Here is a 19919-nt window from a genome sequence, read left to right on the forward strand (position 1 = left end):
GGAGTGTGATATACTGTTCCTATCAGATTACACATTCATCACCCAACAGGAGGTAATTATTGTGACACCGGAAGAAGAGAGAAGCAATCATAAAGTATATGAAAAAGAAAAAATCGGCGAAGTTCGGATTGCCGATGAGGTCGTAGCAATTATTGCCGGCCTGGCGGCAACCGAAGTGGAAGGCGTCGATTCCATGGCCGGCAACATCACCAACGAGCTCGTCGGAAAACTGGGCATGAAAAACCTTTCCAAGGGCGTCAAAGTTGACGTAACAGAAGAGCACGTCTCCGTCGTCCTGTCGTTAAACTTAAAATACGGTTACAGCATCCCGGCCGTATGTGAGACCGTACAGGAAAAAGTCAAGAACGCCATAGAAAACATGACCGGTCTGACCGTTTTGGAGGTCAACATAAAAATTGCCGGCGTAAGCCTGGAAGATAAAAAAGAAATGGCATAAATATCAGGAAAAAAAGAGGAAGGTGACGCGAAAGGCGGCCTTCCTTTCCTGCATGTCCTGCAAACCCCAAGAAAAGGAGACACGCCATGAAAGAAATCGAAGAACGCCGCAGCATCCGGCATTATAAAGAAAAAGAAGTGGAACCGGAGCTCATAGAAAAGCTTTTGGAGAGCGCCAGGCTTGCCCCGTCCGGGAGCAACACCCAGCCCTGGAATTTTATCATCGTAAGAAACCGCGACACCATCGAAAAATTAGCTTATGTCACCCACAAACAGAAATGGCTTGCCGAAGTCCCCATGCTGCTCGTCTGCGTGGCCGACACAAAAAGCCGGTTCCACGACGGAGTTTTCCGCCCGGTGGACGACTATTCGGAGCTTCCGGAACTGAAAATGATGATCCGCGACAGCGCCATCGCCATGGAGCACATCTCCTTAGAGGCCGTGACCCTGGGCCTTGGCACATGCTGGGCCTGCTGGTTCGAGCAGAAAGACATCCGCCCCATTCTCCATGTGCCGGAGGACTGCTATGTGGTGGGGCTCATCGCCGTCGGCTACCCTGATGAGGCGCCGGAGCCCAGGCCGAGAAAGGCCATGGCAGACATGGTGCGGACGGAAATGTGGGATCAGGCCCAATAGCCCCTCTTTTGCGGAAACAAAAGACTTGTGAAAGCATGCATTTTCATGTATAATCATAATTCAGAAATGTATGGACAGAGATAAACGGAGGTACCCAATGACCAGAAGGGAATTACGGGAGCATTGCTTTAAAATGCTGTTCTGCACGGATTTTTACCCGGCAGAGGAGAAGGAAGAGCAGTTGGAGAGCTATTTTGACGCGCCGGACGAGGTGCTTACGAACCAGGACGGCTCCGATGAGGTTGTGCACAAGGTGGAGCTTGGCGAAGAGGACAGAAAGTACCTGGAGGAGCGGGTGGAGAAAATCGTGGCCCGGATCCCGGAACTGGACAGGCAGATCAACGAGGTGACAGAGGGCTGGAGCACCAGGCGCATCGGCCGGGTGGAGCTTGCGATCCTGCGGCTGGCCGTCTATGAGATAAAAGAGGACGAATCCATCCCGGAGAAGGTGGCCATCAACGAGGCCGTGGAGCTTGCAAAAAAATACGGCGGAAACGAATCTTCGTCCTTTGTAAACGGGATCCTTGCGAAATTTGCGAAGAAACAGCCATGACAGGAGTCTATTCGGTTTCGCAGGTCAACTCTTATATCAAAAATATGTTTACCCAGGACTTCCTTCTTCGCCGGATTTCGGTAAAGGGGGAAGTTTCCAACTGCAAATATCACACGTCCGGCCACATCTATTTTACCTTAAAGGACGGAGGCGGCACCTTGTCGGCCGTGATGTTTGCAGGCCAGAGACGAGGCCTCTCCTTCCGTCTCGCGGAAGGCCAGCAGGTAGTTGTAAAGGGAAACGTGGACGTCTATGAGCGTGACGGGAAGTACCAGCTTTACGCGGCGGAAATCGAGCTTGCCGGCCGCGGCGATCTGTTTTTGCGGTTTGAAAAGCTGCGAAACGAGTTGGAGGAAATGGGGATGTTTGCGGCAGAATATAAGCAGGACATTCCCAGGTACGCCACGAAAATCGGCATCGTCACAGCGCCCACCGGCGCTGCCGTCCGGGATATCATAAACATCAGCAAAAGGCGGAACCCTTACGTCCAGCTTGTGCTGTACCCGGCGCTTGTCCAGGGGGCGGAGGCGAAATACAGCATCGCAAAGGGCATCGAAACCCTGGATGCCATGGGGCTTGACGTCCTGATTGTGGGCCGCGGCGGCGGTTCCATCGAGGATCTCTGGGCTTTTAATGAAGAGATGGTGGCAAGGGCGATTTTTGCATGCAGGACGCCGGTGATCTCGGCCGTCGGCCATGAGACAGATGTCACCATCGCCGACTATGTGGCTGACCTTCGCGCGCCGACGCCGTCGGCCGCGGCGGAGTTAGCCGTCTTCGACTATGAGCAGTTTGAGGCAGATCTTCGCGCCAGGAAGCGAAAACTTGTCCGGGAAATGCGCTACCGCATTGACAGGATGCGGGATTATTTAAAACATGACCGGCTTCAGATCGAGGTCTGGCACCCGCGCCACCAGATTCAGGAAAAGCGGCTCCTTTTGGCGGAGATGGAAGAATCCCTGGAACGCGGGATCTATGGGCGTATCGAGCGGGATAAAAACAGGCTGGCCATCATGAGCGGAAAGCTCTGGGGACTTTCGCCCCTTAAGAAATTAAGCCTCGGCTGCGGCTTTTTAACGGGGCCGGACGGGAGGCGCCTGGAGTCCGTAAGCCAGGTGAAGCCCGGCGATTTGTTTGCCGCAAGGCTTATGGACGGGCGGATTATCGCGGAGGTAAAGGAAACGGAGGAAGAGAAGGTTGGAAAACAGGAATCCGGAGACTGATGTAAAACGAAACGAAAAGGCAGGCGCAGACGAGGAAGAAAAGCGCCTGGCGGCCATGAGCGTGGAGGAGACCTTTGAGGCGCTGGATGCATTGATCGATAAGCTGGAGCGCGGCGAGGGCTCTTTGGAGGACGCCTTTAAGAACTATGAACAGGGAATGAAGCTCGTGAAGAGCTGCAATGATAAAATTGATGCCATTGAAAAACAGGTTATGGTTTTAAGCGGAGACAAGACGGAGGAAGAAGAGGATGTCGTCTACTTTTAAGGAAGAAATGGAGCAGGCCGTCCGGGAGACGGAGGCGGCGGTTTATAAATATCTTCCGGCCGAGGAAGGGCCGCAGAAAACAATCTTTGAAGCCATGAATTACAGCATGAAGGCAGGCGGGAAACGGATCCGGCCGCTCCTCATGCGGGAGACGTACCGGATGTTCGGCGGAGAGGGGGAGGCGATTGAGCCGCTCATGGCGGCCATCGAGATGATCCACACCTCGTCCTTAATCCACGACGACCTGCCGTGCATGGACAACGACGAGCTGCGGCGCGGGAAGCCGACCACCTGGAAGGCCTATGGCTATGATATGGCGGTGCTGGCCGGCGACGCGCTTATGATTTACGCCTTTGAGACGGCCGCTAAGGCATGGGAGCTGGGCGGAAAGCCGGAGCGGATCCTTGCGGCTATGAAAATCCTGGCGGAAAAGACCGGGATTTACGGCATGATCGGCGGTCAGACCGTGGACGTGGAGATGACGGGAAAAGATATCCCTGCCGACCGGCTGGATTTCATCTACCGGTTAAAGACCGGGGCGCTTTTGGAGGCGTCCATGATGATCGGAGCCGTCATGGCAGGCGCGGATGAAATGCAGGTACAAAAGACGGAGCAGATTGCGGCCAATGTGGGGCTGGCGTTCCAGATCCAGGACGATATCCTGGACGTCACCAGCAGCCAGGAGGTGCTGGGAAAGCCTGTGTTCAGCGACGAAAAAAACAGCAAAACGACCTACGTGACCCTGGAGGGGCTTGAGAAAGCCAGGGCAGATGTGAAACGAATTTCGGAGGAGGCCATGGAAATGATTTCGGGCTTTCCCGGAGAGAACCGGTTCTTAAAGGATCTGATTACGATGTTGATGAGCCGGGAGAAGTAACGGGGGCCGTCTGTCCTCGGAAAAACGAAGGAGTAGGATAGGATATGCTGCTGGAGAAAATAGAGCGGTCATCGGACATCAAAAATCTGAGGGAAGAGGACTACCCTCTTTTAGCGCAGGAAATCCGCCAGTTTTTATTAGAAAAAATCAGCCATACCGGCGGCCATCTGGCCTCGAACCTGGGCGTTGTGGAGCTTACCATGGCGCTCCATCTGGCCTTTAACCTCCCGACGGATAAGATTATCTGGGACGTGGGGCACCAGGCCTATACCCACAAGCTTTTAAGCGGCAGGCGGGATGGCTTTGACGAGCTGCGCCAGTTCGGCGGCATGAGCGGCTTCCCGAAGCGGAAGGAAAGCCCTTACGATGCCTTCGACACGGGCCACAGCTCCACGTCTATCTCGGCCGGCCTCGGCATCGCCCAGGCCAGGGAGATCTTAGGCGACGATTATGCCGTGATTTCCGTCATCGGCGACGGGGCGCTGACCGGAGGCATGGCTTACGAGGCCTTAAACAATGCGGCCCAGATGAAGAAAAATTTTATCATCGTCTTAAACGACAACGAGATGTCCATCTCGGAAAACGTCGGAGGGATGTCGAAATATTTAAGCAGCGTCCGGACGAAGGAGAGCTATGCCGACTTAAAAAAAGGCGTGGACAAGGCGCTTTCTTCGATTCCGCTTGTGGGGAAAAGCCTGTCCTACGGGCTGTATCTTGCAAAAAACGGGATTAAGCAGTTTCTGGTGCCCGGCATGCTGTTTGAGGACATGGGAATCACCTACTTAGGGCCGGTGGACGGCCATAACGTGAAAGAGATGGTGCAGACCTTTAAGGAGGCCAGGCGCGTCCGCCATGCCGTCCTTGTCCATGTCATCACGAAAAAGGGAAAGGGCTATGCCCCTGCGGAAAAGAACCCGTCCAGGTTTCACGGCGTGGAGCCCTTTGACATTGCGACGGGGAAGCCGCTTAAAGAAAAGGTTTACCCGAGCTACACGGATGTGTTTTCCAAAAAAATCTGTGAGCTTGCGGAGAAAAATAAAAATGTTGTGGCGCTGACGGCGGCCATGCCGGACGGAACCGGGCTTTCCCGGTTTGCGAAGAAGTTCCCGGAGCGGTTCTTCGACGTGGGAATCGCTGAGGCCCATGCAGTCACAGCAGCGGCAGGCATGGCGTCTGCCGGCTTAAAGCCGGTGGTGGCCGTGTATTCGTCGTTCCTCCAGAGGGGGTACGACCAGGTGCTTCATGACGTCTGCATCCAGGAGCTGCCGGTGTTTTTCTGCATCGACCGGGCCGGTCTCGTGGGAAGCGACGGCGAGACCCATCAGGGGATTTTCGACGTTTCCTTTTTAAGCCTGGTGCCCGGCATGAGCATCATGGCGCCGAAAAACCTCTGGGAATTGGAAAACATGCTGGAATTCGGCGTGGGCTTTGACGGGCCGCTGGCCGTCCGCTACCCGAGAGGGCAGGCGTACCGCGGCCTTAAGGAATTTGCAGCGCCCATCGAATACGGGAAAGCGGAGATGCTCTATGAGGAGAGCGGGACGGCGCTTTTCGCCCTCGGGAGCATGGTGAGCACGGGAGAACATGTGCGGGAGAAATTAAAGGCCAGGGGCCATGCCTGCACCCTTGTAAACGCCAGATTTGTAAAACCTCTGGACACGGATATGCTGGATTACCTCTGCAAGACCCACGAGCTCATCGTCACCATGGAGGAAAACGTCCTGCGGGGCGGTATGGGCATGTGCGCCACCAGATATATCCACGAGCATTACCCCCACGTCCGCGTCCTTCAGGTGGCGCTTCCCGACGCCTACGTGGAGCACGGAAACGTCTCGCTTCTTCGGGAGATGCTTGGGATCGACAGCGATTCTGTAATTAAGAAAATCGAACAGGAGTACCTTTCCATGGCGGGAGAGGACGGCAGATAAAAGGAGTACAGGATGAAGGAGCGTTTGGATGTTCTGCTGGTAAAGAGGAACCTGGCGGAGTCCAGGGAGAAGGCGAAGGCGGTCATCATGGCCGGCATCGTCTATGTGGACGGGCAGAAGGAAGACAAGGCGGGCCAGACCTTCCCGGAGACGGCAAAGATCGAGGTGCGCGGAAATACATTAAAATATGCAAGCCGCGGAGGGCTGAAACTGGAAAAAGCCATGGAGTGCTTCGGCGTTTCCCTTGCCGGGAAAATCTGCATGGACGTGGGCGCCTCCACCGGCGGCTTTACGGACTGCATGCTTCAGAACGGGGCCGTAAAGGTTTACGCCGTGGACGTGGGCCATGGGCAGCTTGCCTGGAAGTTAAGGAATGACGAGCGGGTCGTCTGCATGGAAAAGACGAATATCCGCTATGTGACGCCGGAGAATATCCCGGATCCGGTGGGCTTCGTGTCCATCGACGTGTCGTTCATTTCTCTTACGAAGGTTCTGGGGCCTGTGAAGGCACTTATGGAACCGGACGGCCAGGTGGTCTGCTTAATCAAGCCGCAGTTTGAGGCCGGCAGGGAGAAGGTCGGAAAGAAAGGCGTCGTCCGGGACAAGGCCGTCCATTTGGAGGTCATTGAGAGCGTCGCCATGTTCGCCGGTTCCATCGGTTTTGAGGCACTGGGACTGGAGTATTCGCCGATCAAAGGGCCGGAGGGAAACATCGAATACCTGCTCTGGCTTAAAAACTGTACGGACGGCAGGACGTTTGAAAACACGAAAATCGCGGCCGGAAGGATTGTGGAGGAGGCCCACGGGGCTTTGGACTGATGCGGAAGTTTTATATCATAGCAAACACGGAAAAGGAGCGCGCAAAGCAGGCAAAGGACGAGATTGCCGCATATCTTGAGGCGCGCGGCTGTACCTGCAAAAGCTCGAAGCGGGCGTTTTCAGGGCAGAATCATTATACGGAGCCGGATGAGGTGCCGGAGGACACGGAATGCGTCATCACCCTGGGCGGCGACGGGACGTTAATCCAGGCGGCCAGGGATCTTGCCGGCCGGAACCTGCCGATCATCGGCATCAACATGGGAACGCTGGGGTATTTGACCCAGATTGCCGGCACCGACGACATCGAAAGCCACCTGGACGCGTTAATCGAAGACCGCTATCAGATCGAGGAGCGGATGATGCTGACCGGCCGGGTGTACCATAACGGCGTCATGACGGCGGAAAACATCGCCTTAAACGACATTGTCCTCACAAGGGAAGGGCCTTTGAGGGTCCTGAAATTCCGGATTTATGTGGACGGAGAGCTTCTAAATGTGTACAGCGCCGACGGGATGATCGTGGCGACGCCCACCGGTTCCACGGCCTACAACCTTTCGGCCGGCGGGCCCATCGCGGCGCCGGGGGCAAAGCTCATGATCCTGACGCCGGTTTCGCCCCACACGATCACGTCCCGAAGCATCGTTTTGGAGGCCGGAAGCAAAATCCGCCTGGAAATTTCCAGAGCCAACAGCGGCGGACAGACGGCAGCCTTTGACGGCGATTCCTACGTGGGGCTTGAGCAGGGGGATTTTATTGAGATCGAAAAGTCAGAGCTTGTGACGCGGGTTGTCAAGCTGGATCAGCGTTCGTTCCTGGAGATTTTAAAGCATAAGATGTTTGAAGAATAGAAAGGGGAGTCAAAACCGGTGAAGGTAGACAGACACAGCAAGATCGTGGAGCTGATCGGGAAGTACCAGATTGAGACGCAGGAGGAGTTAGCGGAGTATTTGAAGCAGGCCGGCTACAAGGTGACTCAGGCGACCGTGTCCCGGGATATCAGGGAGTTAAAGCTTACGAAGGTGCCGCGGGACGGCGGAAAACAGTGTTATGCCGTGATGGAGGCCAAGAAGGACTTCGGGGAAAAGTACCTGCGGATTTTAAGGGACTGCTTTGTGACCATGGACATGGCCCAGAACATCCTTGTCATCAAGACGGTCTCCGGCATGGCGATGGCCGTGGCCGAGGCCCTTGACGTCATCAACTTCCACGAGATTGTAGGCTGTGTGGCCGGAGACAACACAATCATGTGCGCGGTGCGTTCCGTGGACGATACGATTCTTTTAATGGACAAGTTAAGGAAGATCGTGGCAGAATAGGGGGTGGCTGCATGCTGCTTGGCTTGCGCGTGAAAAACCTGGCCCTGATTGAGCGGGCCGAGGTAGAGTTTGCCGGGGGCCTCAATATACTGACGGGAGAAACCGGCGCCGGAAAATCCATCATCATCGGATCGGTGGGGCTGGCGCTTGGAGCGAAAGCATCAAAGGATATGATCCGTGCCGGGGAAGACTATGCGTATATCGAGCTTGTCTTTTCCGTGGACGGAGAGAAAAAGAGAAAAGAGCTGGAGGCCCTGGACGTGTATCCGGACGAGGACGGGCTTCTCATCATTTCCAGGAAGATTTCCCAGGCCAGGAGCACCAGCCGGATCAATGACGAGACGGTTACTGCGTCGAAGCTCAAAGCCGTGACAGGCCTGCTTCTTGACATCCACGGGCAGCATGAGCACCAGTCCCTGCTCCACCGCCAGAAGCATCTGGAGATTCTCGACGAATACTCCAGACAGGAAACGGAAAGCTTGAAGACCGAGACGGCAAAGGCGTACAAGCGGTATCTGGAGCTTAAGACGAAGGCGGAAAGCTTTTCCATGGACGGGGAACAGAGAAGGCGGGAGGCCGATTTTTTGCGGTTTGAAATCGACGAGATTGAGCAGGCCGGGATCCGTCCCGGAGAAGAAGAGGAGCTGGCGGCCAGGTACCGCCGGTTCATCCATGGGCAGAAAATCATGGAGGCCATGCAGTCGGCCTATCAGGCCGTGGACAGCGATGAGATCGGGCGGGCGCTGCGGTCGGTGGAGTCGGTGGCTGCCTATGACGACAGGCTTTCGGATATCGTGGGCCAGCTTTCCGACGCGGAGAACATGCTTTCCGATCTCGGGCGCTCCATGGCGGATTATATGGAAGACATGGAGTTTGACGAAGAGGAATTTAAGGAGACCGAAGAGCGGCTGGACTTCATCCGCGGCATGATGGCAAAGTACGGGAATTCCGAAGAAGCGGTGCTCGGGCGGCTTTCGGAAAAGAAGGCGCGGCTTTCGGAGCTGGAGCATTATGAGGAGAGCCTGGAAAAGGCGAAGCGCGGGCTGGCTGCCCAGGAAAAGGAGCTTTATGGGATTTGTCTCAGGCTTTCCGAGGCCAGGAAGAAGGCAGCCGGCGTGCTTTGTGAGCGGATTAAGGAGGAGCTTGTGGATCTCAATTTCCTCCAGGTGGATTTCCGGATCAACATGGCGCGGATGAATCACATGACGGCAAACGGGTTTGACGAGGTGGAATTCTGTATCTCCACGAACCTTGGAAGCGCGCCGCCGAGGCCCCTCGGGGAAGTGGCATCCGGCGGAGAGCTGTCCAGAATCATGCTGGCGATCAAGACTGTCTTGGCGGACAGCGACGATATCCCGACGCTGATTTTCGACGAAATCGACGCCGGCATCAGCGGCCGGACGGCCCAGAAGGTCTCCGAGCGCCTTTCCTACATTGCAAAGAAGCACCAGGTGCTCTGCATCACCCACCTGCCGCAGATCGCGGCCATGGCGGATACGCATTTTGAAATCCAAAAGTCGGTGGAGGACGGAAAGACCGTCACGAAAATCCACATGTTAAATCACGAAGAGCAGGTGGACGAGCTGGCGAGGCTCCTTGGCGGCGCGGAGATCACCGAGAAGGTGCGGGAGAGCGCGGAGGAGATGAAGCGGCTGGCAGAGGAGACGAAGAAACGGATTCAGTAAGGAAAAGGGGGATTTACAAATGAGAAAAACATGGAAACGCGGGGCAGCTCTTTTGCTGGCAGTGATGGTCGGCGCGGCGCCGTGCGCGGAACCGGTGGAAGGGCTTCTGATCGTGTCCGAGGCGCATTCCGGGCGGACGGACAGCAAGGGCGGCCACAGGGACAACAAAAATGCCAGCGGCCTCGGAAGCTATCATTACCACTGCGGCGGCCATCCGGCTCACCTTCATGAAAACGGTGTCTGCCCGTACAGTGTGACAGTGACAGAGACGCAGGCGCAGCCGGCAGAGACAGAAAAAGCTGTGCCGGAAAACATTGCGCTGGTTTTTGATGCGGATTATTATTACGAGAATAACCCGGATCTCCAGACGGCCATCGGGGCAGATGCGGACAAGCTCATGAGGCATTTTTTGGACAACGGAATGGCCGAGGGGCGGCAGGGCTGCGAGAGCTTTGAGGTGCATGCCTATAAGGAGAACAACCAGGATCTGGCCGATGCCTTTGGGGAGAACTGGGCGTCTTATTACGACCATTATATGAACCACGGATGCGCGGAAGGGCGGGTCTGTAAGTAAAAAGCAGAAACCGCCACTCGGCAAAGTGACGGTTTCTTAGGCTTGTGCTTAACTAACTAAAATTTACTGGGTTAACCGCTTATCGGCAATGCCCTTTTCTATCTTCATTATAACGAAATTATGAAGTTTGTCAAGTACGGCACACATCACTTCTCGCCATTCCCATCCGGACAGGCAAACCCAGACATTAGCCAGCAGCCAGGCCGTAAAAGCCTGGCTGCTCCGTTTCTAATGCTCCAGCATGTTTTCAATAAAAATCCCATACCCGCGTGTGCTGTCCTGGATGAAAACGTGGGTGACGGCGCCGATGAGCTTTCCATCCTGGAGGATGGGACTGCCGCTCATGCCCTGGACGATGCCGCCGGTGAGGGAGAGAAGTTCTTCGTCCACCACCTGAAGGACGATCCCTTTGTTTTTGTGGGAAGCGGAATAATCTACCTTCTGGATCTCGATTTCATAATCCTTCAGTTCCCCGGATACATCACTTCGGATATAAGCCTGTCCCTTGTGGACATCCTGGCGGAAGCCGATGGGTACAGCCGGGGCGCTTGCCGTCTCCAGAAAGCTTTCGTTTACCTGGCCGAAGATTCCCTCCTCCGTGTTGGAGTCCACTTCTCCCAGCTTCGTCCCGCTCCCATAATAGATGACGCCGGACATGACGCCTGGTTTTCCCGAGGCGCCCTTTTCAATCCCGAGAATTTGTGTTTCATAAAGCTCCCCGCCTTCAATATTTACAAGCATGCCGGTATCGCTGTCGCTGATTCCATGCCCAAGGGCACCGAAACCGCCGTCAGGCTCCACATAAGTGACCGTCCCGATGCCCTGGGTGTCGTCGCGCACCCAAACGCCGAGCTTATAGGAACCGTCCGACGCGAGGACAGGCTCCAAATTGACGTACATGATTTCCCCATCCCGCCGGATTTCCAGCTCCACGGTTTTTCCGCCGGAGGCATCGACGGCGCCGATCAGGTCTTCCTTATCTTTTAGTTCCACTCCATTGACCTTTTCAATGTAATCGCCGGATTTTAAGACGCCGATGGCAGGTTCCGAGACGTTCCCGGACGCGTCTTCGATCTGCCCGGTGCCAATGACCATGACGCCGTCGGATTTTAAGTAAATGCCGACCGGGAGTCCGCAGGGGATGGCATACATGGTATCGACCACATCAACCTGGATTTCTTTTAAGTCAATGAGGCCGAACAGCTTCATTCCGATTTGATAGCTGCCTTCGTTTTTCCCATACATGGAAACAGGCTCCGCCGCCTGGATTCTCACCTGCCCGGCCGGGATGTTGGAGCTGTTTCCGACGACCACCTCTTCGCTTTCGCTCTCGAAGGTCACTCCGAACGGGAGAGAAAAATCAAAAACTTCTTCCTCATTTGCCACGAGATTCAAACGGTCCGGAACAGCCTGTTTTAGGTAAAACCAGGAAAAAACGACGGTAAAAACAAGAGAACACCAGAACACATAGACAAGGATCCGATGAAATCTTTCTTTCCTAGTCACGGCAAAACCTCCTTTTCCTTTATTCCCGCGGACGATGCGCCGGGCGGATACAGATGTGCGTCCATTCGGCACATGCCGCGGGTCAAATACCCAGATGCATGTACTTTGCCCTGCACGGCGTCTGCCGTTAAAACGGACAAAGCATCGGAGCTGCTGCCCTGCATTTTGCCGTGTTTGTCTGCCGCGAAATAGAGTATTCCCGGTTTTTGGATCGAGTAGGGGAAGATTTCCCCTGCTCGATCATCGTACACGAACATTCCGCACTATCGTGCTTCATGTCCTTACGCCCGGCAAATGGCATTTCATGCAAGCATGATGCCGCTTGCCGGGCTTGTACAGCAAAAGATAAGAGAGGGCAGTTTCTGCTCCTCTCCTAGTATGTGAAATTCAGTTGGTTTCACCCTGTCAGTTTTTTGCTGGCGTTTTTCCAGAATCCATTTTGTTATTGTTTCCGGAAATTTGAAAAAAATACGTCAAATTACGTTAATGCGATCCCACGTTCCATAAAATATCGTGATTTACTGTCTTATAAAACAGCTCCTTCACCTTCTCCGCATCCTTCGTCTGTCCAAGAACCCACATGAGCTTCGTCACCGTGGCTTCCAGGGTCATGTCGTAGGACTCGATCAGCCCAAAGGCATTTTTGATCTTCTGCCCGACCTCGTAGACGGACATGTTGCTGCCCTCCTGCGTCACCTGGGTTGTCATGACGACAGTCTTCCCCATTTCGATCCAGCGGGCGATGGAGCTGTAAAAGTCTCCGGAATCGTAAGACGGAAGGCCGCCCACGCCGAAGGACTCGATGACGACGGCGTCATAATGCTCTGCCATGTAGTCGAGAAGGCTGGAATCCAGGGACGGGATCAGCTTAAGCAGGGCCACGCGGTTGTCTAACTCATGATAGAAGCGGACGCTTTCCCGATCCTGCCACTTGTCGTCAATGTAAAAGAGGATGTGCTCCTCCTGAATGACGGCGAGATATGGAAAATTGATGCTGGAAAAAGCATTGTAGCTCTTGGTGCGCTCCTTTTTGCCGCGGGTGCCGGCGATGACCTTTCCGTCGAACACGATGGTGACGCCGTGGGCACGCTCGCAGGAGGCGAATCTCAGGCTGTCGAGAAGGTTTGTCCTGGCGTCAGTCACATCCAGGTCGATGGGCTTCTGGGCGCCTGTAATGACGATGGGCTTCTTGGAATGCTGCACAAGATAGGAAAGGGCAGCCGCCGTGTAAGCCATGGTGTCGGTGCCGTGGCAGATGACGAAGCCGTCGTAATTGTCATAATTATCCTCGAGAACCTTGGCGATCATCAGCCAGTGCTTCGGATGGATGTTGGTGCTGTCGATATTTAAGACCTGGATGGTTTCCACTTCGCAGAAGGTCCTGGCATCGGGGACGTAGGATAAAAGCTCGTCGCCGGTAAGAAGCGGAGTCAGGCCGGAGTCCCCGCATTTGCAGGCGATGGTGCCGCCGGTCCCGAGAAGCAGAATGTGTTTCATGGTCATGTTTCCTCCCTTGGATTGTATTGGCCTGCCGAAACGGCAGAAATGCTCTATTGTCAGTATAGCCGTTCATGGCAAAAATTTCAACATTCACATGGTGGCTTTTTCCGAAAATCTGTGATATAGTCGGCTGGAAAACAGGAGGTGGAACGTATGTCAGGAATCCCAAAAGACCCGGTGATGCTCCTAAGCTATATCAATACCCAGCTTCGTGATTTTTATCACAGCAAGGACGAGCTTTGTGCGGCGCTCGCCATCGACGGAAAGGAACTGGATGAAACGCTTTCCGGGATTGACTACCGCTATGACAGCGAAAAAAATCAATATGTATGACATGCAGGACGGCTTCCCGGAGAAAAATCAGGGTAAGCCGTCCTTTGGCATGTCAGATTTCGTATAGGTTTTCTTTTTTTAGTCATACTAACCCCATGGAAAAAACAGATGTGATAAAAGAATTTTGCATGAATTTCTTAAAATGCGGCGTAGCCGGCTGGTGCATGGAAATCCTGTTTACCTCCATGGAATCCATAGCGGCCGGCGATCTGCGGCTCATGGGGCGCACGTCCCTTCTGATGTTCCCGATTTACGGCCTCGGCGCATTCTTAGGCCCTTTGGGACGCCTTTTAGACGGCTGGCTGGGCGATAGGGGAAGCCTTAAGCTTTCCGACATGTTCTGGCGCCACGGCGTAAACGACATGGTTTTAATTTTCCTCGTCGAATACGTCACCGGCTTTTTCTTAAAAAGCGCGGGAATCTGTCCCTGGGATTACACGGGGCGCGGCCTCAACGTGGACGGTCTGATCCGCCTGGATTTTGCTCCCTGCTGGTTCGGCGCCGGCCTTCTTTTTGAACAGATCACCAGGAAGAAAACGCCATAGATATCCTTGCATTTGCCCGCATCTTTTTATATAATAGATGCGATAAACCAACGAGAAAAGAGGTTGCAGATGATAAGGTTTATAGTGGTGGCAGTTACCGTCATAGGTTTTTTGATTTTTGGGTTCCCGCTTCTTGCGGCCCAGAATTCCCTTGGAAAAAAGGAGCCCCATCAGAGGGATCTGGAAAGTCTTAAAATCATTCAGACCATGTTCCTTTTTATTCTGCGGGTCTCCGGCGTAAAGGTGACGGTGCGGGGGCTTGAAAACATCCCGAAGGACAGCGCCGTCCTCTACGTGGGGAACCACAGGAGCTATTTTGATATTCTGGTGGGCTACACGACGGTTCCCGGCCTCATGGGCTTCGTGGCGAAGAAAGAAATGCTGCGGTATCCGCTCCTTTCCGACTGGATGGTGAACGTGAACTGCTTATTTCTCGACCGGGACGACATCAAGGCCGGCCTCAAAATGATTTTAGACGGGATTGAAAAGGTAAAAAACGGCGTGTCCGTTTGGATTTTCCCGGAGGGAACGAGGAACCGGCACGATGATATTTTAGAGCTCCTGCCGTTTAAAGAGGGGAGCTTGAAAATCGCAGAAAAATCGGGGTGCCCGGTGGTTCCGGTGGCCATGTTCGGGACGGCGGACGTGTTTGAAAAGCACATCCCGTTCATCCGCCCGGCCCATGTGATTGTGGAATATGGAAAGCCGTTTTACATCAAAGAGCTGGAGCCGGAAAACAGGAAAAAGGCCGGCGCCTACACAAGGGACGTCATAATCGGCATGCTGGAAAAATTACAGGAAGAGGCAGGAAAGTAAGGATGGAAACTTTGGATTTACAGGAATGCAGGGACCGGCTGGACGTGATCGACAAGGAAATCGTCCGGCTGTTTGAGGAGAGGATGCAGATCTGCGGCGATGTGGCATCCTATAAAATCAGGACAGGAAAGGCTGTTTATGACGCGGAACGCGAGAAGCAGAAGCTTGCCGCAGTCCGGGAGCTGGCCCACGGCGATTTCAATAAGGAAGCCGTCCGCGAGCTCTTTTCGCAGCTTATGGCCATGAGCCGCCGGTTCCAGTATGGGCTTCTGGCAGAAAACGGAAAGACAGAACCGACCGGCTTTGTAAAAGTAAAAGAGCTCAAAAAAGACGGGGTGCGCGTGGTTTTCCAGGGCGTCGAGGGCGCATACAGCCATGCGGCCGCAAGAAAATTCTTTGGGAGCAAGGCGGAGACCTACCACGTGGCCGAGTTTGAGGACACCATGCGGGAGGTGGAAGAAGGCCGCGCCGATTATGCCGTGCTGCCCATCGAAAATTCCACGGCCGGTTTTGTCATCAAGAATTATGACCTGCTGGCAAAATACAAAAATTACATAGTCGGAGAAGTCTACGTGCCCATAAGCCACATGCTGTTGGGCTTAAAAGACGCCGAGCTTTCCGATATAAAGACGGTCTATTCCCATGCCCAGGCGCTCATGCAGAGCTCGGAATACCTGGACAGCCATAAGGAATGGCGCCAGATTGCCATGGAAAACACGGCTGTGGCCGCAAAAAAAGTCATGGAGGACGGGGATAAGAGCCAGGCGGCCGTTGCAAGCCGCACCTCCGGCGAGCTCTACGGCTTAAAAGAGCTGGCGGAGAGCATCAACAACACAAAAAGCAACACGACCAGGTTCATCATCCTCTCCAGAGAGCCGGTTTACGAGGAACACGCAGGGAAAATCAGCATCAGCTTCGAGATCCCCCATGTCAGCGGCTCCCTGTACAACATCCTGGGCAACGTGATTTTCAATCATGTCAACATGGTGATGATCGAATCGCGGCCGATTCCGGAAAAGCCGTTTGAGTACCGGTTTTTTGTGGATATTGAGGGGAACCTCGGCGACGCGGCGGTGCAGAATGCCTTAAACGGGATCCGCGCCGAGGCCTCCGTGCTTAAGATACTTGGAAACTACTGATGGATGTGAGGAGGAATTGGAGTGGCTGTCGACACATTTGCAGCAATCAACGTGGGTTCCTTTGAGCTGGAGCTTGGCATATATGAGATATCGGCCAGAAGCGGGATCCGCCAGATCGACCGGATGCGCCATGTCATCTCCCTCGGGAGCGAGACATACAAAAATGGAAAGATCAGCTACGGCATGGTGGAAGAGCTCTGCCAGGTGCTCGGGGATTTTTCTGCGGTCATGAAAACCTACCGGGTAAAGGACTACCGCGCCTATGCCACCAGCGCCATGCGCGAAGCCAGGAACAGCCAGATTGTCATCGACCAGATCCGGGTGCGGACAGGCATTGAAGTCCGCATCATCAGCAACTCAGAACAGCGGTTTTTAAGCTACAAGGCTGTCGCTTCCCGGGATGCCGAATTCGATAAAAACATCCGGAGCGGGACGGCGATTGTGGACGTGAGCTTCGGAAGCATGCAGATTTCCCTGTTTGACAAAAATCTCCTGATTTCCACCCAGAATCTTCCTCTTGGCGTTTTGAGGATCCGCGGTCTCCTTTCGCCGGTGCGGACGACCCTGGAGAAAAACAGGGAGCTGATTGCCGAGATGGTGGACAATGAGCTTTTCAACTACAAAAAAATGTATTTAAAAGACCGGCAGATCCAGCATGTCATCGGCATCGGGGAAATTATTCTCTACATGTTCCGGTTTGAAAACAGAGGGGCCGCCATGGAGCGGGTCAGCCGGGAAGAATTTGACGCTTTTTATGAGCGGCTTTCCAGGATGAGCGAGTCGGAAATGGAAGAGCATTTCGGCGTCAATTCCGAATATGCCGCCCTTTTGATGCCAGGCGCCATCATTTATAAAAAGATCATGGAATTAAGCGGCGCCGAGATGCTTTGGATTCCCGGCATCCGGCTCTGCGACGGGATCGCGGCGGAGTATGCCATGGACAGCAAAAAGCTCCGGCTCAAGCATAATTTTGACAACGATATTATCACCGCCTCCAGGAACATGGCAAAGCGGTACCGCTGCCAGAGCTCCCATGCGGAGGCGGTGGAAAAATATGCGCTGGAAATCTTCGACGTGATGAAAAAGTATCATGGAATGGGGGCCAGGGAACGGCTTCTTCTTCAGATTGCCGTGATTCTCCACGCCTGCGGGAAATTCATCAGCGTGAAAAACTCCAACGAGTGCGCCTACAACATCATCATGTCGACGGAAATCATCGGCATTTCCCACCCGGAGCGGGTGATGATTGCAGATATTGTGCGGTACAACATCCGTGACTTTGACTACAACATGGTGCGCGAGGAGACGGGCATGGCGGAAAACCGGGATGCAACGATCCTGACGGCGAAGCTTACGGCCATTCTGCGGCTGGCAAATTCCATGGACCGCGGCCACAGGCAGAAGTTAAAAAACTGCCGGATCACCGTGAAAAACGGGAAACTGATCGTTTCCACGGAGTATCCCGGAGACATCACGCTGGAGGCCATGTCCTTTGAACAGAAGGCAGAATTTTTTGAGGAAATCTTCGGAATCCGGCCGGTTCTCAAGCAGAAAAGGAGCGTATAACTATGAATGAGCAGGAAACGAAATTTACGAATCCGGCCAATTACGTGAACCGGGAGTTGAGCTGGCTGGAATTTAATTATCGTGTACTTGGAGAAGCGAGGGATAAGAACACGCCGTTATTTGAACGCCTGAAATTTTTATCCATCACAGCCTCGAACCTGGATGAATTTTTCATGGTGCGCGTGGCATCCTTAAAGGACATGGTGCATGCAGGCTATACAAAGCTGGATATTGCCGGTCTCACGGCCCAGGAACAGCTTGACCGGATCAGTGAAAAGACCCATGAGCTTGTGGGCCACCAGTATTCCGTCTATAACCGCTCGCTGCTCCCGGCTCTGAAGGCGGAAGGGCTTACGGTCATCACCTCCCATGAAGATCTGGATGAGGCGGAGGCAGCCTTTGCCGACCAGTATTTTAAAGAAAATGTCTATCCGGTGCTGACGCCCATGGCTGTTGATTCGTCACGGCCGTTTCCCCTTGTCCGGAACAAAAGCCTTAACATCGCGGCACTTTTAAAGAAGAAAAAAGGCGGCGGAGAGCTGGAGTTTGCCATGGTACAGGTGCCTTCCGGCCTTCCGAGGATCGTAGAACTGCCGTCCACCACCGATGCTGACGGGAAGACGGTCAGGAAGGTGATTTTCCTTGAGGAAATCATTGAGCGGAACATTCGCCAGCTTTTCTTAAATTATGATATTGTGACCTCCCATCCGTTCCGGATCATGCGGAATGCCGATTTTGCCCTGGACGAAGAGGAGGCGATGGATCTTCTCGAGGAGATCGAAAAGCAGTTGAAAAAGCGCCAGTGGGGCGAGGTAATCCGGCTGGAGATCGAGGAAAAGGCAGATAAACGGCTGCTGAAAATCTTAAAAAGGGAGCTTTCCGTAAGCTCGGAGGACATCTATGAGATCCCCGGCGCCCTGGATCTGACCTTCCTTATGAAAATGTACGGACTGGAGGGCTTTGAGCTTTTCAAGGCGCCGAAATACACGCCGCAGCCGGTTCCGGCCCTGATGAACGACGACGATATTTTTGCGAACATACGAAAAGGCGACATCCTTTTATCCCATCCATATGAGACCTTCGACCCGGTGGTGGACTTCGTGCGCCGGGCGGCCAAGGATCCCGAGGTTCTGGCCATCAAACAGACCCTCTACCGCGTCAGCGGCAATTCGCCCATTGTCGCGGCCCTTGCAGAGGCGGCCGACAACGGGAAGCAGGTTTTCGTCCTCGTGGAATTAAAAGCCAGGTTTGACGAAGAGAACAACATCTTATGGGCAAAAAAGCTGGAAAAAGCCGGCTGCCACGTAATCTACGGCCTGGTGGGCTTAAAGACCCACAGCAAAATCACCCTGGTCGTCCGCCGTGAGGAGGACGGGATCCGCAGATATGTCCATCTTGGAACAGGAAACTACAACGACTCCACGGCAAAGCTCTATACGGACTGCGGCATCATGACCTGCGACCCGCAGATCGGCGAGGACGCGACGGCCGTGTTCAACATGATGTCAGGCTATTCGGAGCCTTTAAACTGGAACCGCCTCTCGGTGGCGCCGCTCTGGCTCAGAGGAAAATTTCTGCGGCTCATCGGCAGGGAGGCCATGCATGCCCGCGCCGGAAAGAAGGCGTCCATCATGGCGAAGATGAACTCCCTCTGCGACAAGGACATCATTGCGGCCCTCTATGAGGCCTCCTGCGCCGGTGTAAAGATCCGTCTTGTGGTGCGCGGCATCTGCTCTTTAAAGGCCGGGATCCCGGGCCTTTCCGAGAACATCGAGGTGCGCTCCATCGTCGGGAATTTCCTGGAGCACAGCCGGATTTTCATTTTTGAAAATGACGGCTGCGAGGAGATCTACATGGGAAGCGCCGACTGGATGCCGAGAAACCTGGACCGCCGGGTGGAGATTCTGTTCCCCGTCCTGCGTCCGGAATTAAAGGAGCGCGTCCGTCATATCATGGAGCTGGAGCTGGCCGACAACATGAAAGCCCACGTCCTGATGCCGGACGGCACCTACGAAAAGCCTGACCGCCGCGGCAAAGTGCCGGTAAACTCCCAGATGATCTTCTGCGAGGAAGCCATTGCGGCTGCCGAGGAGGAGAGAAGACGGGCAGAGGGCGGGACAAAGAGCCGGCTGTTTGTGCCGGTGGAGAGTCATGAATAGGAAAGAAAGGATAACGGCGCCCT

20 protein-coding genes are annotated in these 19919 nt (G+C 54.2%); 18 read left to right on the forward strand and 2 right to left on the reverse strand.

Annotation, left to right across the window (positions count from 1 at the left end; genetic code table 11):
* Positions 1-61: 61 nt before the first annotated feature.
* From KE531_14915 to KE531_14970, 12 genes are all read left to right on the forward strand, one after another.
* Complete coding sequence (locus tag KE531_14915; GenBank protein MBR9954880.1) at positions 62-457, forward strand: Asp23/Gls24 family envelope stress response protein; 396 nt, start codon at positions 62-64, stop codon at positions 455-457.
* Positions 458-543: 86 nt separating this feature from the next.
* A complete protein-coding gene (locus tag KE531_14920) occupies positions 544-1092 on the forward strand; it encodes a nitroreductase family protein (GenBank protein ID MBR9954881.1) in 549 nt (182 codons plus the stop codon).
* 97 nt (positions 1093-1189) lie between these two features.
* Positions 1190-1645 carry a transcription antitermination factor NusB gene (gene nusB, locus KE531_14925; GenBank protein ID MBR9954882.1) on the forward strand — a complete coding sequence of 152 codons (456 nt, stop codon included), beginning with the start codon at positions 1190-1192 and terminating at the stop codon, positions 1643-1645.
* Positions 1642-2868, forward strand: coding sequence for an exodeoxyribonuclease VII large subunit (gene xseA / locus KE531_14930; GenBank protein ID MBR9954883.1), 1227 nt, complete (start codon positions 1642-1644; stop codon positions 2866-2868). Before nusB ends, xseA begins: the two co-directional genes overlap by 4 nt.
* A 55-nt stretch (positions 2869-2923) precedes the next feature.
* Positions 2924-3133 carry an exodeoxyribonuclease VII small subunit gene (gene xseB / locus KE531_14935; protein MBR9954884.1) on the forward strand — a complete coding sequence of 70 codons (210 nt, stop codon included), beginning with the start codon at positions 2924-2926 and terminating at the stop codon, positions 3131-3133.
* Positions 3117-4010: a polyprenyl synthetase family protein gene (locus tag KE531_14940; GenBank protein ID MBR9954885.1), complete on the forward strand. Its 894-nt coding sequence runs from the start codon at positions 3117-3119 to the stop codon at positions 4008-4010. Before xseB ends, KE531_14940 begins: the two co-directional genes overlap by 17 nt.
* Before the next feature lie 44 nt (positions 4011-4054).
* Positions 4055-5938: a 1-deoxy-D-xylulose-5-phosphate synthase gene (gene dxs, locus KE531_14945; protein ID MBR9954886.1), complete on the forward strand. Its 1884-nt coding sequence runs from the start codon at positions 4055-4057 to the stop codon at positions 5936-5938.
* A 12-nt stretch (positions 5939-5950) separates the two neighbouring features.
* Positions 5951-6757, forward strand: coding sequence for a TlyA family RNA methyltransferase (locus tag KE531_14950; GenBank protein MBR9954887.1), 807 nt, complete (start codon positions 5951-5953; stop codon positions 6755-6757).
* Positions 6757-7605 carry an NAD(+)/NADH kinase gene (locus KE531_14955; GenBank protein ID MBR9954888.1) on the forward strand — a complete coding sequence of 283 codons (849 nt, stop codon included), beginning with the start codon at positions 6757-6759 and terminating at the stop codon, positions 7603-7605. Before KE531_14950 ends, KE531_14955 begins: the two co-directional genes overlap by 1 nt.
* Positions 7606-7623: 18 nt before the next feature.
* A complete protein-coding gene (gene argR / locus KE531_14960; GenBank protein ID MBR9954889.1) occupies positions 7624-8073 on the forward strand; it encodes an arginine repressor in 450 nt (149 codons plus the stop codon).
* Between the two features lie 11 nt (positions 8074-8084).
* On the forward strand, positions 8085-9758 hold the full coding sequence (recN, locus tag KE531_14965) for a DNA repair protein RecN (GenBank protein ID MBR9954890.1): 1674 nt from the start codon (positions 8085-8087) through the stop codon (positions 9756-9758).
* A 19-nt stretch (positions 9759-9777) separates the two neighbouring features.
* Positions 9778-10332 (forward strand): YHYH domain-containing protein, encoded by a 555-nt coding sequence (locus KE531_14970; protein MBR9954891.1) that lies wholly within the window; start codon positions 9778-9780, stop codon positions 10330-10332.
* 228 nt (positions 10333-10560) lie between these two features.
* Here the strand turns inward: KE531_14970 and spoIVB are convergent, their stop codons facing one another.
* Entirely contained in the window at positions 10561-11838 is a 1278-nt protein-coding gene (gene spoIVB / locus KE531_14975) for a SpoIVB peptidase (protein MBR9954892.1), read from the reverse strand.
* A gap of 483 nt (positions 11839-12321) precedes the next feature.
* Positions 12322-13335 carry an asparaginase gene (locus KE531_14980; GenBank protein ID MBR9954893.1) on the reverse strand — a complete coding sequence of 338 codons (1014 nt, stop codon included), beginning with the start codon at positions 13333-13335 and terminating at the stop codon, positions 12322-12324.
* Between the two features lie 156 nt (positions 13336-13491).
* Here KE531_14980 and KE531_14985 point away from each other — a divergent pair, with 156 nt between their 5' ends.
* The 6 genes from KE531_14985 to KE531_15010 all read left to right on the forward strand — a co-directional run bounded on the left by KE531_14985 (position 13492) and on the right by KE531_15010 (position 19896).
* Positions 13492-13671 (forward strand): DUF4250 domain-containing protein, encoded by a 180-nt coding sequence (locus tag KE531_14985; protein MBR9954894.1) that lies wholly within the window; start codon positions 13492-13494, stop codon positions 13669-13671.
* 128 nt (positions 13672-13799) lie between these two features.
* Complete coding sequence (locus KE531_14990) at positions 13800-14216, forward strand: hypothetical protein (protein MBR9954895.1); 417 nt, start codon at positions 13800-13802, stop codon at positions 14214-14216.
* A 69-nt stretch (positions 14217-14285) separates the two neighbouring features.
* The gene (locus KE531_14995; protein MBR9954896.1) at positions 14286-15032 is read left to right on the forward strand and encodes a 1-acyl-sn-glycerol-3-phosphate acyltransferase; all 747 of its coding nucleotides are present in this window, start codon (positions 14286-14288) and stop codon (positions 15030-15032) included.
* Positions 15033-15034: 2 nt separating this feature from the next.
* Positions 15035-16171: a chorismate mutase gene (locus KE531_15000; protein MBR9954897.1), complete on the forward strand. Its 1137-nt coding sequence runs from the start codon at positions 15035-15037 to the stop codon at positions 16169-16171.
* 21 nt (positions 16172-16192) lie between these two features.
* Positions 16193-17737, forward strand: a complete 1545-nt coding sequence (locus KE531_15005; GenBank protein ID MBR9954898.1) for an exopolyphosphatase — start codon at positions 16193-16195, stop codon at positions 17735-17737.
* A 2-nt stretch (positions 17738-17739) separates the two neighbouring features.
* On the forward strand, positions 17740-19896 hold the full coding sequence (locus tag KE531_15010) for an RNA degradosome polyphosphate kinase (GenBank protein ID MBR9954899.1): 2157 nt from the start codon (positions 17740-17742) through the stop codon (positions 19894-19896).
* The last annotated feature ends 23 nt before the right edge of the window (positions 19897-19919 follow it).

This window comes from Eubacteriaceae bacterium Marseille-Q4139 (assembly GCA_018223415.1).
In the GTDB taxonomy this organism is placed as follows: domain Bacteria; phylum Bacillota; class Clostridia; order Lachnospirales; family Lachnospiraceae; genus CABSIM01.